Origin of the sequence: Paenibacillus sophorae (genome assembly GCF_018966525.1) — a bacterium.
GTDB classification, from domain to species: domain Bacteria; phylum Bacillota; class Bacilli; order Paenibacillales; family Paenibacillaceae; genus Paenibacillus_AQ; species Paenibacillus_AQ sophorae.
In genome coordinates this window covers 3,156,520-3,171,192 of sequence record NZ_CP076607.1, presented here as the reverse complement: position 1 = coordinate 3,171,192, position 14,673 = coordinate 3,156,520, and the positions used below count along the sequence as shown (strand labels likewise).

13 protein-coding genes are annotated in these 14,673 nt (G+C 51.6%); 4 read left to right on the top strand and 9 right to left on the bottom strand.

What is annotated here, in order from left to right; genetic code table 11:
• Position 1: 1 nt before the first annotated feature.
• The 5 genes from KP014_RS14860 to KP014_RS14840 all read right to left on the bottom strand — a co-directional run bounded on the left by KP014_RS14860 (position 2) and on the right by KP014_RS14840 (position 4,009).
• Positions 2 to 904, bottom strand: coding sequence for an ABC transporter ATP-binding protein (locus tag KP014_RS14860; RefSeq protein WP_343222993.1), 903 nt, complete (start codon positions 902 to 904; stop codon positions 2 to 4).
• Positions 905 to 956: 52 nt separating this feature from the next.
• Complete coding sequence (locus KP014_RS14855) at positions 957 to 1,742, bottom strand: hypothetical protein (RefSeq protein ID WP_139210655.1); 786 nt, start codon at positions 1,740 to 1,742, stop codon at positions 957 to 959.
• Positions 1,678 to 2,277 carry an RNA polymerase sigma factor gene (locus tag KP014_RS14850; protein ID WP_036595556.1) on the bottom strand — a complete coding sequence of 200 codons (600 nt, stop codon included), beginning with the start codon at positions 2,275 to 2,277 and terminating at the stop codon, positions 1,678 to 1,680. The genes KP014_RS14855 and KP014_RS14850 overlap by 65 nt, the downstream gene beginning before the upstream one ends.
• 193 nt (positions 2,278 to 2,470) lie before the next feature.
• On the bottom strand, positions 2,471 to 2,743 hold the full coding sequence (locus KP014_RS14845) for a hypothetical protein (RefSeq protein ID WP_036595555.1): 273 nt from the start codon (positions 2,741 to 2,743) through the stop codon (positions 2,471 to 2,473).
• Between the two features lie 72 nt (positions 2,744 to 2,815).
• Positions 2,816 to 4,009, bottom strand: coding sequence for an ArsR family transcriptional regulator (locus KP014_RS14840; RefSeq protein WP_090834612.1), 1,194 nt, complete (start codon positions 4,007 to 4,009; stop codon positions 2,816 to 2,818).
• Positions 4,010 to 4,184: 175 nt separating this feature from the next.
• Here KP014_RS14840 and KP014_RS14835 point away from each other — a divergent pair, with 175 nt between their 5' ends.
• Positions 4,185 to 4,616 carry a MarR family winged helix-turn-helix transcriptional regulator gene (locus KP014_RS14835; RefSeq protein ID WP_036603729.1) on the top strand — a complete coding sequence of 144 codons (432 nt, stop codon included), beginning with the start codon at positions 4,185 to 4,187 and terminating at the stop codon, positions 4,614 to 4,616.
• A gap of 115 nt (positions 4,617 to 4,731) precedes the next feature.
• Entirely contained in the window at positions 4,732 to 6,519 is a 1,788-nt protein-coding gene (locus KP014_RS14830; RefSeq protein WP_036603737.1) for an ABC transporter ATP-binding protein, read from the top strand.
• Between the two features lie 84 nt (positions 6,520 to 6,603).
• Here the strand turns inward: KP014_RS14830 and treR are convergent, their stop codons facing one another.
• From treR to treC, 3 genes are all read right to left on the bottom strand, one after another.
• The gene (gene treR / locus KP014_RS14825) at positions 6,604 to 7,320 is read right to left on the bottom strand and encodes a trehalose operon repressor (protein ID WP_036603726.1); all 717 of its coding nucleotides are present in this window, start codon (positions 7,318 to 7,320) and stop codon (positions 6,604 to 6,606) included.
• Positions 7,321 to 7,416: 96 nt separating this feature from the next.
• Positions 7,417 to 9,486, bottom strand: coding sequence for a PTS system trehalose-specific EIIBC component (gene treP, locus KP014_RS14820; RefSeq protein ID WP_090834610.1), 2,070 nt, complete (start codon positions 9,484 to 9,486; stop codon positions 7,417 to 7,419).
• A gap of 25 nt (positions 9,487 to 9,511) precedes the next feature.
• On the bottom strand, positions 9,512 to 11,221 hold the full coding sequence (gene treC / locus KP014_RS14815; protein ID WP_036595613.1) for an alpha,alpha-phosphotrehalase: 1,710 nt from the start codon (positions 11,219 to 11,221) through the stop codon (positions 9,512 to 9,514).
• A gap of 449 nt (positions 11,222 to 11,670) precedes the next feature.
• On the opposite strand from treC, the gene KP014_RS14810 reads away from it, so the two are divergent.
• Positions 11,671 to 12,546: a DMT family transporter gene (locus KP014_RS14810; RefSeq protein WP_036595611.1), complete on the top strand. Its 876-nt coding sequence runs from the start codon at positions 11,671 to 11,673 to the stop codon at positions 12,544 to 12,546.
• 215 nt (positions 12,547 to 12,761) lie between these two features.
• Complete coding sequence (locus KP014_RS14805; RefSeq protein WP_036595610.1) at positions 12,762 to 13,397, top strand: FMN-dependent NADH-azoreductase; 636 nt, start codon at positions 12,762 to 12,764, stop codon at positions 13,395 to 13,397.
• 317 nt (positions 13,398 to 13,714) lie between these two features.
• Here KP014_RS14805 and KP014_RS14800 read toward each other — a convergent pair whose 3' ends face one another.
• Entirely contained in the window at positions 13,715 to 14,569 is an 855-nt protein-coding gene (locus tag KP014_RS14800) for a beta/alpha barrel domain-containing protein (RefSeq protein WP_036595608.1), read from the bottom strand.
• Positions 14,570 to 14,673: the final 104 nt, after the last annotated feature.

Genomic DNA, 14,673 nt, shown 5'->3' with positions numbered 1-14,673 from the left:
GTTATGCCCCCTCTTTCTCTTTATCGCTCACTCCAGCCTGATCATCCTGAAAGTGATGCAGATAGAAATCCTCCAGTGTCGGAGCAACCGATGCCGCGTGATTCGCAGGTTTCACCTTGGACACGATGCGCAGCTCAACCTGATCCCCTTCATGCCGCAGATTGCTCACACACCAGCGGGCATTCCATTCCTCCGCTTCCCGGGCTGGTATACGGCATGACCATACGCAGCCTTCCATCGTAGCCGTCAGTTGTTCCACCGTACCGGTCATCAATAGTCCGCCTTGCTTCATCACCAGAATCTGGTCGGCTATGTATTCCACATCCGACACAATATGCGTCGAAAGGATGACAATCTTGTCCCGGGCCAGATCGGCGATGAGGTTGCGGAAGCGTACCCGCTCTTTAGGATCAAGTCCCGCTGTCGGCTCGTCCAGCACCAGCACGCGGGGATCGTTGAGCATCGCTTGGGCAATGCCCAGCCGCTGCTTCATCCCCCCTGAGAAAGTGCGGATTTTCTTGCGGGCTGCCTCCGACAGGGCAACCATCCGCAAAAGCTCTTTGGCTTTGCCCTTTGCCGCGGGCAGCGTCAAGCCCTTCAGCGATCCCACATACCAAAGGAACTCCTCCGCGCTGAAATCGGGGTAATAGCCGAAGTCCTGGGGCAGATAGCCCAGCAGATCGCGATAACGTTCCCCCATGCGGCTGATCTCTTGGCCGTTCATCTGAATTGTTCCCGATGTCGGGTTTAGAATGCCGCAGATCATCCGCATCAGAGTCGTTTTTCCCGCACCGTTAGCCCCGAGTAATCCATATACTCCGCTGTTCAAACGGACCGAAATGCCGTCTACTGCTTTTTTTGCGGAAAATTGCTTGCTTACCTGGTTTAAGGTCAGTTCCAGCATCTTAGGCTTCCTCCTTGTATGTTCATGTCTCTACTGAATACTTTCCAGAATGTCACACAAAAATTTTTGATGCAGTTTCCAGACTCCGGCAAGTCTTGCGCACCCCGCGTACCTCGAAGGCAATTCCTGTGATTGTGAGCATTAGCAACGCCTGCCACACCCCGATTGCCGATGATTCAAACAGCCAGAGGGAAGGATTGAACATCAGAATCGTCTGGATCAGCGCCACCAGACCGCTGTAGATTAGGCAATAATATCCACAGCTTGGGGTACGAACCCGATTCAGCAGCCACAGGCAACCGAAACAAGTCAGATTGAAGGGCACCAGCAAATAGAGCAGTATGACCGAGATTTCCATCTGCATCCAAGCACTCATTAAGACAGCCAAAAGTGCCAGACCTATTAGATCCGCCATCCCGAGCAGACTCATGCGGACCAGCGTCAGCTTCTCCAGAAGATGGCGCGTACTGAGTTCAATCTCCATCATATGGCAGCTTAACGAACGGGTCAGCGTCTGTATCCCCGCTATCACCAAGAGCGGTGCAGCGATAGAGGTCAGCATGACAAGTTGAACGTTTCCATTTTGTTCCTGGATAGATTTGTGCAGCAACAACCCCATGCCTAGAACAATCAGCAATTGTACAGCCCACACCTTCCAACTGATAAAGCGAAGCTGGGTCATATAAAACTCTCCAAAGGACGTTCTCCGGCTCGCTTGTGTTTGGCGCAGCACCTCCGCCGCCCCTTCAACCGTCTCCTCTAGCTTCTGCTGGTCAACGGGGGGCGAGGGGTAGTTCCTTAGGGCGGCGAGGATGGCATGTTTCGATTCCTTGTTCACCGGACTCACTCCTTTCCAAGTAGCGTCTTAATACGCTCAGCCCGCGCTTCACCCGATATTGAACCATGCACACATTCACTCCCGTTATGCGGGCGATGTCGCGGAAGGTCAAATCCAGGCAAAACCGCATAAATACCAGTTCCCGCTGCTCTTCAGGCAACAACTGGAGCATTTCATTTACCAACTGCTCCCTTTCCACCTGCTCCTCTATGGAGCAACTTTTCTGCAAAGTCGCCCGGTCTATTAATTCTTCTGCGTCCTCCCAGGATAGAGGCGGCAACTTCCGCAGATGATCGTTGCATAGATGGCGGGCGATCGTGTATAAGTAAGCGCGGCATTTTCCCGCATTGGTATAACCCTCAATGTGCCGGCAAAAGCGGTAGAAAGTTTCCTGGGTCAAATCCTTCGACTCTTCCTCGTTTCGAACCCGCCAGCGGCAATACTTTTGGATGTCGGCGTAATACCGCTCGATCAGCGGCGTCAAATACTCCGTCTCCCCCTGCCGGATGCGCCGAATCCATTCACCTTCATCCACCACGTCCCCTCCTTTCTATTATATATAACTGATTTTTGCTGCAAAAAAGTGAAATGATATTGTGTCTTTCTTGTAAACAATGTAACTCTGTGTTACTTTCAACAACCTTTAGATATTGTCCATAAAAAAATGACGTGCCGAATCTCCCGATTCGCACGCCATTTTCCCCGCACTCTACCCGCCACATACACGCTTACATCATCGAACTTCCGCTCATCATGCTTCCCATGTTCTTCATCATCCCGGAACCCCCGGACTTCATCATGGTGCCCATGCTGCCGTTATGCTCCTCGCAGGATTTATGCATGTCGTTGAGCTGCTGCTCGGACAGGTTCGGATGCATTTTTTTCATAAAGGGGAGCATCTGTTGAAAGCCCGCGTTCCCCGCATCAGCGGCATAGACCGCCGTACCAATGCCAAGCGTCAGCACGATAACACCAATGCCGATCCACAGTTTCTTTTTCATCGCTTATTCGCCTCCTTTCCCTAAAAAAATTGGCTGCGGCAATTCCTGATCCTCTGCTTACCACACTCCAGCCTAGTGACCGGAATGCGGATTCTCTCCGGAAGCCGGGGAGATCTCCAGCATGTCGTCAATTTCGCTCTGCGTCTTGGCCGTAATAGCCGAGCTGTCGCCGGTAATCCAAGCGTGGTTGTACGGACCTTCCGCCGGGGATTCCTGAAACTTCGGCATTAATTCCATCAGATAGTTCATTACCGAATCCGGCATGCCGGATTTCTCGGTGAACAGCAGCGGAGCATGCTTGCCGAGATGGCTGAACGGAGCAGCCGCAATGGCCAGCGCCGGCGAATCCGTCGTTACGAACGAGAAATTATGCCCTGGCGTCGTGATTCCCCAGCCGAATCCGTTGCCGGAATCTTTGAACTTGGCAAACGCAATCGCATTCTGATAAGGGTCGCTGCCGGAAATCCGGGTAACCGTTCCGTACTGCTTCAGCGCATCCTCAACCTTGGCCGAAACTACCGAATCGGGGCCAAGCAAATAAATGGAGGCCTTGCCGGAACGTCCCTCCAGCGCCTTCGCTGTTGCATCCGGCACACTGTCCTTGGTTACATAGAGCAGCGGCTCCGGCATGTGCGCGATCCAGTTGACGGCTGGCAGGGTATATTCCGGACTGTCGGCCGAGCCGATGACCACGCCCTGCGGCAGCTCGCCGGCGACCTTGGCGTAATACGCGTCAATCTCCGCAGCCACGGCAGCAGGATCGTCGCCTGGAATCTGATCGATCTTCATATTTAAATCATCCAGTTGCTTCTTCGCATTGTCCGAAACCGGACCGACGATAACGATCTGGATGCCGTCATTACCCTCGGCTCCTTTCGGATTCAGCCGCTTCAGCTCGTCCAGCGTAACCTGGGGTACACTGTCTTTGTCAAAAAAGAGCACCGGACCGTTGCTCGGGTGATGAATCAGGTCTGTCGCGGCTGCGGCGATCTGCCAATTAGCCACATCTGTCAGCACGACGCTGGATGGGCGGTTGCCGTCTGACTGCGCTGTCCAGAGAGTTTGCGACACAAGCACTGCTGCCGCTGTGGGATTGGAAGTGTTGATCCGCGTCGTATTTTTCGTTCCGATCCAGGGTACAGCAACAGAAGAAGTGTCCGCAGTATTACCATTCGCTGCTTCATCCGCCTTGCCGCCCAGTGTGCAACCTGCTAGTACCGAGCCGAACAGCAAAGCCACAGCTCCAATTTTCAATAGTTTTTTCATCGATTTCCTCCCGCTTTGAGAATGTCCCTGTCTAATTAAGTCTCTGTCTATTTAAGTTGAGTGTACCTGTAAAATATGTAGAAAATATGAAGGGCTATTTCTCCGTTCGGTTTGCATCCATTTAGTTATTATTGTAAACTGTTTATGTTGATAACTAATGAGGAGTGTAAGAAAAATGGACGATCATTGTCGTACGGCCGAGGTTTACCGTTCCTTTTTTTCCGTTGCCAGACAGCTCAAAAGACTCGCCCACCAAAGCGCCGCCGAGGTCGGACTGACCGTCCATCAGCTCGATATACTCCGGTTGATCCGCACGGTTCCCGGGCTCACCCAGAAGGAAGTGACCGAGCGGCTGCGGGTTCCCAAGAGCAGAGTCAGCTTGCATATTGACGCCCTTGTTGAAAAAGAATTCGCGGTCCGCGAAACCTCTCCGCAGGATCGCAGGGAAACGCTGCTGCGCCCTACCCCCTCCGGGGAAACCTTGTGCGAACATTACGACCGGGAAGATTTATCCCGCAAGGCACTATCCCGGGCTCTTCGCCAGTTCTCACCGGATGAGATCGAGCTGCTGATGATGATGCATGAACGGCTGCTGAACGATCTGTAACTTTTGCTGCTACTTTATGTGCAAGTCTTAGAAACGCCTGCCGGATGCCGACTCCGGTGCTTACACTTCATACCAAAGCTGGTGATACGATATGTCAAGAACTGCTGGACCCACCATGGGGAGAATGAAATTCGACGACTCCCTGGAAAAGCCGGATTTCTCCAAAGCAATGCTGCTGCGGATTTACCGCTATTTCCTTCCTTATTGGAAACAGACGCTGGTCGTGCTTGCGATCCTCATTCTTACTTCCCTGCTTGGACTGCTGCCCCCTCTGCTCATCCAGCAAATCGTCGATCATGCGCTTCCGGGCAAGGATCTGAGGCTGCTGGTCTTCCTGGTTACGGCCTCCCTGGGCGCAACGGTTGCATCTGGCCTGCTGGGCGTGCTGCAGAGTTATTTGAATTCTTTTATTTCGCAAAATATCGTCTATGATATGAAAAATCAGATGTACCGCCATCTTCAAGGCATGCCGCTGCAGTTCTTCTCGAATGTGAAGCAGGGTGAAGTCATCACCAGAATGACCAGCGATATATCGGGGATTCAGGGGGTATTCAGCGGCACGATCGTGAATTTTGCCAGTAATCTGCTGGTACTGATAAGTACGGCGGTGACGCTTTTTCTGATGAACTGGAAGCTGGCCTTAGTTAGTGTGCTTGTTGTCCCGCTATTCGTCGCTCCCACCCGCAAAATGGGCAGCGTCCGCTGGAAGCTCGCCAAACAAACGCAGGAGAAAATTTCCGAGCAGAACCATATTATCGAAGAAACGCTCAGCCTCAGCGGCTACATGCTGATGAAGCTGTTTACCCGGGAGGACACCGAGCAGTCCCGCTTTAGAGAAGTCAGCTTGGCAACAACCCGTCTGCAAATCAGGGAATCCATGGCCGGCCGCTGGTTCATGATGCTGGTCAGTACGTTCGCTTCCATCGGACCTATGCTGATTTATTTGTACGGAGGCTATCTGTTTATTCAAGGCGAGATTACCGTCGGAGCCATTATCGCTTTTGTGGCGCTGCTTGGCAGACTTTACAGCCCTGTGGGGCAGCTTACGAATTTGTATGTGGACATTAAACGGTCGGTCGCTTTGTTCGAGCGTATTTTCGATTATTTTGACATGGAGCCGCAGATTGTAGACAGTCCTCATGCGGTTTCATTGAACGAAGCGAACAGCGGTATCGAATTCCAAAATGTCAGCTTCGCCTATCAACAAGGTAAAGCGGCTCTTCGCGATATCTCATTCAAGGCGGGGCCTGGAACGATGACCGCGCTTGTCGGACCGAGCGGAGCGGGAAAAACAACAATTACGAATCTCATTCCCCGACTGTACGATACCGATTCGGGGAGCATTAGGATCGGCAGCGCGGATATCACTTCGCTCACTCTAAAATCGTTACGGTCGAACATCGGCCTGGTCACCCAGGATACGTATCTGTTCAACGGAACAATACGTGAGAATTTGCTGTATGCGGTCGGCGAAGCCGACGAGAACAAGATGGTTGAAGCCTGCAAGGCGGCTTACATTCATGATTTTATTATGGAGCTTCCGGATGGCTATGACACGGTTGTGGGCAATCGGGGGATCAAGCTGTCGGGAGGCGAGAAGCAGAGGATTTCCATCGCCAGAGTCCTGCTGAAGAATCCGTCGATCATCATTATGGACGAAGCGACCTCGTCGCTCGACACGGTCTCTGAATTTTATGTTCAAGAGGCAATGGCGGTGCTGCTTAAGAATAAGACCAGTCTCGTCATCGCCCACCGTCTGTCCACGATTCTGGCGGCCGACAATATCCTTGTCGTCAGTGAAGGGAAGATCGTCGAGGAAGGCAAGCATGAGCAGCTTTTGGAGAAGAACGGAGTATATAAGGATCTATACGACAAGCAGTTTGGAAAAAAGGCTTTCGCGTGACGGGGGTTCGGCCCGCTGGTGCCTGTCATGTAAATCAAGGAAACGGCGGAGACTCTGCGCCTGACCGCCGCTCTTCCTATTGACCTAATGCGCCCGGCGGGCAAAATCGACGAACTGGAATTTGTCGAGTCTGTGCCGCGACTCCGTATACTGAAACAACATCGTATCTTCCAGATATACGTAGTTACGTACAACTACGACATGGGAAAGATTATTCAGGTCAAGCAGGGCCCGGTCTTCGGGAGTCGCCGGCTCAACCGAAATCTCTTTTTTGGCATAGCTGATCGATAAATTCAAGGTATGTTCTAAATAGTCATAAATGGAGCTTCCGGCGATCTCCGGGGTCAGGACCTCTACCCGTTCCGGCAAAAAATAATCCTTGTCCAGAATCACCCGCTCCCCTTCAATTTCGCGGGAACGAATCACTTCCCACACCGTCGCCCCCTCTTGAAGTTCCAAATGAGCCGCAATGACCCGGGATGCGGGCACCCGCTCCGTTTTATGAACGAGCGTTCTTGATTTCCGGCCCATTTTCTCCGACATTTCCTTAAAGCTGATCAGGCCCGTAATCGGAAACTTCATTCGGCCCAAATCGAGCACAAATGAACCTTTGCCTTTCACTTTGTGGATATAGCCGTTCTGGGAGAGCAGGCCAAGCGCCTTGCGGACCGTTTCCCTTGATGTTCCGTAGCTTTCGGCGAGCTCGCTCTCCGAAGGGATTTTAGCGCCGGCTGGAATGCCGCCGTTCTGGATTTTCTCTGCATAATCATTATAAATATTCCAATAAATATTGCCGTTCACAGGTTATCACCATCCTATCTATAGCATACCCGAAGATAGAAAGAAGCACAGCCCCCTTGGACTGTGCTTCTTTCCTTTATCCACAGCCAATTCTGCTTAGAGACCTTGGGAGGACAAACGAATCTTCAATACAACATCCTTGCCTGCGACTGCTTGATCCAGAAGTTCCTCGGTCACCTGTTCCACAATCTGCTGCCCGTCCGGAACGATGATCGGAGTAATAACCGGAAGTCTGGCCTGAAGGATGGCTTCCCTGTCGAATTCTAGCAGCAGCTGACCGGCCTTAACTTCATCGTCGATTCCGACATGCGTGGTAAAGGGAGCGCCTTTTAAAGACACGGTATTGATGCCGACATGAATCAGGATTTGGACGCCGGTCGCATGTTCCAAAATAATGGCGTGTTTGCTCTTGATCATGTGCACTACCTTGCCGTCGAACGGAGCGACGACCCGGCCATCCGAAGGCTCAATGGCAATGCCCTGGCCCATTTGACGTTCGGCAAAAGCCGGGTCGGGCACATGCTCCAGAGGTACGGCCTTGCCGGAAAGCGGTGCGTAAATATCCAGCACGTTGACAGCGTTCCCGGCTGAGAGAGATGAGGCCGCTTTGGAATCGTTAGCCGGAGCAGAAGCCCGCACAGCGGAACTCGCAGTGGCGGAATTCACAGTATTTTCAGCGGAGACAGCGGCTGCCGCAGCGGTCGCGGTGGAAACGGGTGCCAACGATGATTCATTGTCCGCTACTGTGTTCCCGCTCTTCCGGGCAGCAACTTTTCCATAAGCCGCAGTCAGCAGGAACGGAACGACAAGCACGATAGCCATTCCGATGAAGAAGACGCCCCACTGGTTCGGAAATATGGACAGGAAGCCAGGCACGCCGCCGACACCGATGGATGAAGCCAGAACGTGATTGATGGTCAGCACCAATCCGCCTAAAGCGGAACCGATCATGCCGAAGATGAACGGATATTTATAGCGGATGTTAACACCGAATATCGCCGGTTCGGTTACCCCGAGAAATGCCGAGATAGACGAAGTAACGGCCAAGCCCTTGGACTTTTGCTCGCGGAACACTAACAGCATAGCAAGCGCCGCCGAGCCTTGAGCGATATTGGAAAGCGCCAGCATCGGCCACAGGAAAGTCCCTCCCTTGCTTCCGATGAGCTGAACGTCAACAGCCAGAAACGTATGATGCATTCCGGTTACAACCAGCAGCGCGTAAATACCGCCGTACAGCAGGCCGCCAAGGGCCGGAAGCGTATTGAACACATGCACCAATCCGTTCGTGATTGCGTTTCCGATCGCAAAGGTGATCGGCCCAATGATTGTAAAGGCCAGAAAGCCCGTTACCAGCAGCGCCACCGGAGCGACGACGAGCAGCTTGATGGAATCATGAACCCTTTTATTCAGAAATTTCTCAATCCGTGCGAGCAGGTAAGCGGATACAAGCACAGGAAGGACCTGTCCCTGATAGCCGATTTTCTCCAGCTGCCATCCGAACAGATTCCAGTGAGGAATCGTGCCTTCCTGCGCGGCCTGGGCGTAGCCCCAGGCATTCAGCAGATCCGGATGAACGAGGATCAGGCCGAGCACAATCCCGAGAAGCGGACTGCCGCCGAACCGGTTCACAGCGGACCAGCCGATAAGCGCCGGCAGGAAGGTGAAAGCGGTATTGGCGATCAGGTTGATTATGCCGGCGAAGTCCGTCCATGCCGGGTATTCCTGCACCAGGGACCGCCCTTCAAAGAAGATGCCGGGTCCCGTCAAAATATTATTGATGCCAAGCAGCAAGCCAGCGGTGACGATAGCCGGCAAAATCGGAATAAAGATATCCGCCAGCGTCTTGATCGCCTGCTGCAGCGGATTTTGCTTCTTGCCCGCCAGCTTCTTGACGTCATCCTTGGAGGAACGCTGCCCCCCGGTAATGGTCATCATCTCATCATATACCTTGTCTACGAGCCCGGGTCCGATGACAACCTGGAATTGCCCCTGGGAGGAAAAGTGCCCTTTTACCAGATCGTTCTGCTCCAGCAGCTTTTGATCCACTTTTTTCTCGTCAACCAAGGCGAATCTCAATCTCGTTACACAGTGCGTTGCACCTTCGATGTTGTCCGCTCCGCCGACAGCCCGTACGATCTCTTCCACGCTTGCTCTATTTAATGCCATTCGCTTGTTGCTCCCTTCGTTTATGTTATGCAGTCTGACGAATGATCCACATATAGGAGGAGTACGGTGTTAGTTCAATCCGCGCTTCCAGCGCCGGAGACGGTTTCGTATTACCGGCCAGCAGCTCCGCTATGCCCCCGCCAATGTGCTTTGCCGCAAACTCTTCCGGGAAATTGAAGACAGCGCCGCTGCCGCTGAAATTGGAAACCACCACCACGGTCTCCTCATTGGTAATCCGCGCATAAGCGAACACCTGCGGGTGGCCTTCATCCAGACGCTCATATTTCCCATCGGTCAAAGCATCAATTTCCTTACGCAGCGCAATCAGCTTCTTATAATGGCTGTACACGGAATCCGGATCGTTCAATTGGTTCTGTACATTAATTTCACGGTAGCGTTCATCCACCTTAATCCACGGCGTTCCGGTTGTAAAGCCCGCCTGCGAACCGTCATCCCATTGCATGGGTGTGCGGGAGTTGTCACGGGACCGTTCACGGATAATATCCAGCGCCTCTTCCGGGGTCTTTCCCTGTTCCTGCAGGATGACATACATGTTCAGAGATTCGATATCCCGCAGCTCGCCGATATGGTTCCAGTACGGGTTCGGCATGCCGATTTCTTCACCTTGAAACACGTAAGGCGTTCCCTGTAGACCATGCAGTGTTGTTGCCAGCATTTTTGCGCTTTCCACCCGGTACTCGCCGTCATCGGCGAATCTGGACAATGCCCGCGGCTGATCGTGGTTGTTCAGGAACAGGGCATTCCAGCCGCCCCCCTGCTGCATCCCGGTCTGCCACTCCGACAGCAGCGCTTTGAGCTGCTCGAAATCGTAAGGCATAAGCTCCCACTTTTTTCCGCCGGGATAATCGACTTTTAAGTGATGGAAGTTGAAGGTCATCGAGAACTCCCGTTCCTCCGGATTCGAATACCGTATACAGTGCTCCAGACTTGTGGAAGACATTTCACCCACCGTTACCGTATCAGGGCCGAATACTCTCTGATTCATTTCCTTGAGATACTCGTGAACCCTCGGTCCGTCCGTATAGTACTTCCTTCCGTCTCCCGGCGAAACGCTGCCGTCGTCCTCCGGGAACTCCTGATCCTTGGATATCAGGTTGATGACATCCATCCGGAACCCGGAAACCCCCTTGTTCGCCCAGAAGCTCATCAGGTGGTAAACTTCTTCCCTTACCTTCGGATTCTCCCAGTTGAGATCGGCCTGAGTTTTGTCGAACAGCGTGAGAAAATACTGGCCCGTGCCTTCATCAAACTGCCAAGCGGAGCCGCCGAATTTGGACTCCCAATTGTTAGGGGCGCTTCCATCCGGTTTCGGATCTCTCCAGATATAATAATCACGGTACGGATTGTCCTTTGATTTCTTGGCCTCCTGGAACCACTTATGCTCCGTTGACGAATGGTTGACGACAATGTCCAGCATCAGATTCATGCCTCTGCGCCGGACTTCGGCTGCCAGCTCGTCAAAATCCTCCATCGTGCCGAACTGCGGGTCGATTTCACAATAATCAGCGACGTCGTAACCGTTATCATTTTGCGGTGAAACGTATACCGGCTGGAGCCAAATAATGTCGATTCCGAGATCCTGCAGATAATCCAGCTTCTCCAGCAGCCCCCGGATATCGCCCTGTCCGCTGCCTGTCGTATCCTTAAAGCTCTTAGGGTATACCTGATACACCGTGGAGCGCCGCCACCACTCCTGTCTTTTTACTTCATTCACAGCCTGATCCCCCCAATAATGACCAATTTCTTATAACAATGATTTATAGCGTTTTCAGAAAGCGCTTATTTTAATAAGTGCATCCATTCGCCAACCTGTATATACAGGTTATTTTTCATATCCCTATATTAAACCTGTATATACAGGTTGTCAATGAAAGCGTTCAATTTTTTTAAGAAAAACAATTCCCGAAACACTCAGCTGGCCGAAGGGTTCCTTGAGCATTCGATAAGCGCCGCAGTTTGTCTATTCAAAAACAGAATCATCTGCTACTATGAAACAATGTATATCTCCATTTAGATTAGACTAGAGGTGAATCTGCATGTATTTGGCTCCATTATTTGAAAACGATGTACCTGCAGCACTCTTCCGCCCTTAGTGGAGTGAAGGTGACTGCACCTCTCCGTTAGGGGCATTTCGCTGCCTAAATAAACACGGAGGGTACGAAGATGAAAAACACTTGGTTAGGTTCTATATATTTAGCTTTAGCCGCCAGTATTTGGGGTGGTATGTACGTTGTTGTTAAAATCGTCGTAGCGGTCATACCGCCGCTTGAACTTGTATGGATGCGCTATTTAGTGGCGATTGTCGCCCTTCTCGCGATCGGCTTGATCACACGGCAACAATGGCGAATTCATAAGCGTGACTTCTTACTCATCATCGCCATTGGAATTATCGGCAACGGGATTTCGATAGTTACCCAGGAAACGGGTACAATGCTGTCCTCAGCACAGACGGGAGCCATTATCACATCCTCAACACCGGCATTTATGGTTATTTTTGCCCGGCTGCTGCTTAAAGAACGATTGACTGTAAAAAAAGGACTCTCCGTTTGTCTGGCGACCATTGGAGTTTTTCTCATTGTTGGAGCTGATCATGTGGATATGTCCAGTAAACTTGGCGGCATTGCACTGCTTATAGCAGCTTTAACATGGGCGCTCATGTCTGTTCTTGTGAAGCGCGTGCCGGGCGATTATTCACAAATTGTGGTGACGACCTATTCCATCCTGGTGGCCCTAATTGTGTTGACCCCTTTTGTTTTGGGACGGCTGCACGCCATGAATACCGCTCAATTGACACACCCTGCGATCGGGGGAGGAGTCTTGTATTTGGGCATTGTCTCAACGGCAGGCGGATTTCTGCTGTGGAACCGCGGATTACAAATGCTTAATGCCTCAAGCGGGGGGTTATTTTTCTTCTTTCAACCCGTGGTTGGAACATTGCTCGGATGGCTTATTCTAGGCGAGAACATAGGTGTGACGTTTTGGATCGGCTCTATCCTGATTCTCAGCGGGGTTCTATTCGTTATCTACGAGAAAAAATAGGCTTTAACAACCCCTTCAGTTGCGGCTGAAGGGGTTTTGCTCATACGGGCAGACCTTAATAGTGTAAAGGAAGAGGATAATCATGCAAAAGCGCGGAAATAAAATCCAAATTGCTAATTATACACTTTATGTAAGTGAATTTATATTTGCTATTTACTATAAAAATGATATAATCAGTCTAAAGACATCTCCATAAGAGAAAGGAAGATTTAATCATGTCAACTGTACTATACATTACTGCCCACCCTAACGATCATCATACCTCCTACAGCCTTGCGGTAGGGAAAGAATTTATTGAAGCTTACCGTGAAGCCAACCCGGCCGATGAAGTCATTCATCTGGATCTGTACAAACTGGATATTCCGACAATTGATGCTGACGTATTTAGCGGTTGGGGTAAATTGCAGTCAGGAAGCGGTTTTGACCAGCTGTCTGCTGCCGAACAAGCAAAAGTAGCGCGTCTCGGTGAAATTGTGGATCAATTCGTGGCTGCCGATAAGTATATTTTTGTTAGTCCAATGTGGAATTTCTCCTTCCCGCCTGTTATGAAGGCTTATATTGATGCCGTTTCTGTAGCAGGTAAAACCTTCAAATACACCGAAAATGGTCTGGTTGGCCTGATGACCGGCAAAAAAGGCATCCACATTCAGGCTAGCGGCGGAGTATACTCTGAAGGCCCCTCTGCCGGATTTGAAAGTGGCTATAGCTACCTGAAGAAAATTTCCCAATTCTTTGGCATGGCTTCATTTGAGGGCATCTTTGTAGAAGGTATGAATGCAATGCCAGAGAAAGCTCAGACCATCAAAGAAACCGCAATCGCCAAAGCCAAGGAAGTAGCAGCTCAGTTCTAAGATTAATCAATAAAAAAGAAAGCGATGGACGATGTCCATCGTTTCAGACTGTCGACAAATGCCTCAGGTTGCATAAGCAACCGGGGCATTTTTGTGTAAAAGGGCGTTTGGAATACGCGTTCAATCGTTCTTTCCGTTTGGCGTACAGCTGCTTGTTCTCCGGGTTACAGATGTGCCGGGTCACTCGTTTTATCGCAGCTTTGCTCTCGTTACACTGGCCTCGCAGCATGCAGTTTCTACAGACATTCGGATCGGAACGATACTGCGTCTTTATGAAGTTCAGTCTATAACTAACCCCGATTTCGGCACGAAGCCCGCTATCCGTTAATGGCCGTAAATACCGACCGGTAATGAGTATCCGGCCTGCCGCTGGCCTCGGAAACAAGACGTGTTAGTTCAGGCAGAGATTCCATGCGAATGTCCGCTCCAAGCTGGTACAGATAGGCCATGGAAGCCGCGACTTCCTCAAGAGAAGCATTGCCCGCCCTTTCGCCGATCCCGGTAACCGTCACACTGGCCAGCGCCGCGCCTCCATGGAAGGCAGACAGCGTATTCGCCGTGGCTAGCCCGAAGTCGTTATGACCGTGAAATTCGACCGGCAGCAAGCAGCGCTCAGTCAAATGCCGAATCCGCCGGAACGTCTCAAAAGGGTCCAGGCAGCCGACCGTGTCGGCATATCGCAGACGCTCCGCCCCGCAGCTTGCCGCCGTATCGGCATAGCGCAGCAAAAATTCCGGATCTGCCCGGGAAGCATCCTCCGCTCCGACAAATGCGGTGCAGCCCAGACTTTTGGTAAATCCCAGCACTTCCCGCAGCCTCTCCAGAACCCATTCCCTGCTCTTCCCGAGCTTATGCTCGATATGCAGGTCCGAAACCGGCAAAGACATATGAATATAGGAGAAGCCGCAGGCGACCGAGGCCTTGATATCATCCAAGTTCGCACGGTTCCAGGCAATAAGGATGGAATTCAGAGGCAAAGACAGCAGCTGACCCAGCGTTTCCCGCTCCCGTTCTCCCATAGCCGGAATACCGGCTTCAATCCACCGGATTCCGGCTCGGTCCAGCGCTTTTACGATATTCATTTTTTCCTCCGGCGAAAATACAACACCCGCCGTCTGTTCTCCATCCCGCAATGTGGTATCCACCAGCTCAAACTGAACGCCCGATTGCATCCTGCTCTTCTCCTCCTTTTTCCCAAATTTATGTATGCATGGGTCCGGTCGCAAGGCCGGCCCGGGTCAGCGGTCTTCTCTATTCAAGCCTCTATTCAAGCTCT

Coding starts and splice junctions, on each gene's coding strand:
- treP (WP_090834610.1), bottom strand. CDS start 9,486: ATGGCATTAAATAGAGCAAGCGTGGAAGAGATCGTACGGGCTGTCGGC.
- KP014_RS14805 (WP_036595610.1), top strand. CDS start 12,762: ATGTCAACTGTACTATACATTACTGCCCACCCTAACGATCATCATACC.
- KP014_RS14830 (WP_036603737.1), top strand. CDS start 4,732: ATGGGGAGAATGAAATTCGACGACTCCCTGGAAAAGCCGGATTTCTCC.
- KP014_RS14860 (WP_343222993.1), bottom strand. CDS start 904: ATGCTGGAACTGACCTTAAACCAGGTAAGCAAGCAATTTTCCGCAAAA.
- KP014_RS14845 (WP_036595555.1), bottom strand. CDS start 2,743: ATGAAAAAGAAACTGTGGATCGGCATTGGTGTTATCGTGCTGACGCTT.
- KP014_RS14835 (WP_036603729.1), top strand. CDS start 4,185: ATGGACGATCATTGTCGTACGGCCGAGGTTTACCGTTCCTTTTTTTCC.
- KP014_RS14810 (WP_036595611.1), top strand. CDS start 11,671: ATGAAAAACACTTGGTTAGGTTCTATATATTTAGCTTTAGCCGCCAGT.
- KP014_RS14800 (WP_036595608.1), bottom strand. CDS start 14,569: ATGCAATCGGGCGTTCAGTTTGAGCTGGTGGATACCACATTGCGGGAT.
- KP014_RS14840 (WP_090834612.1), bottom strand. CDS start 4,009: ATGAAAAAACTATTGAAAATTGGAGCTGTGGCTTTGCTGTTCGGCTCG.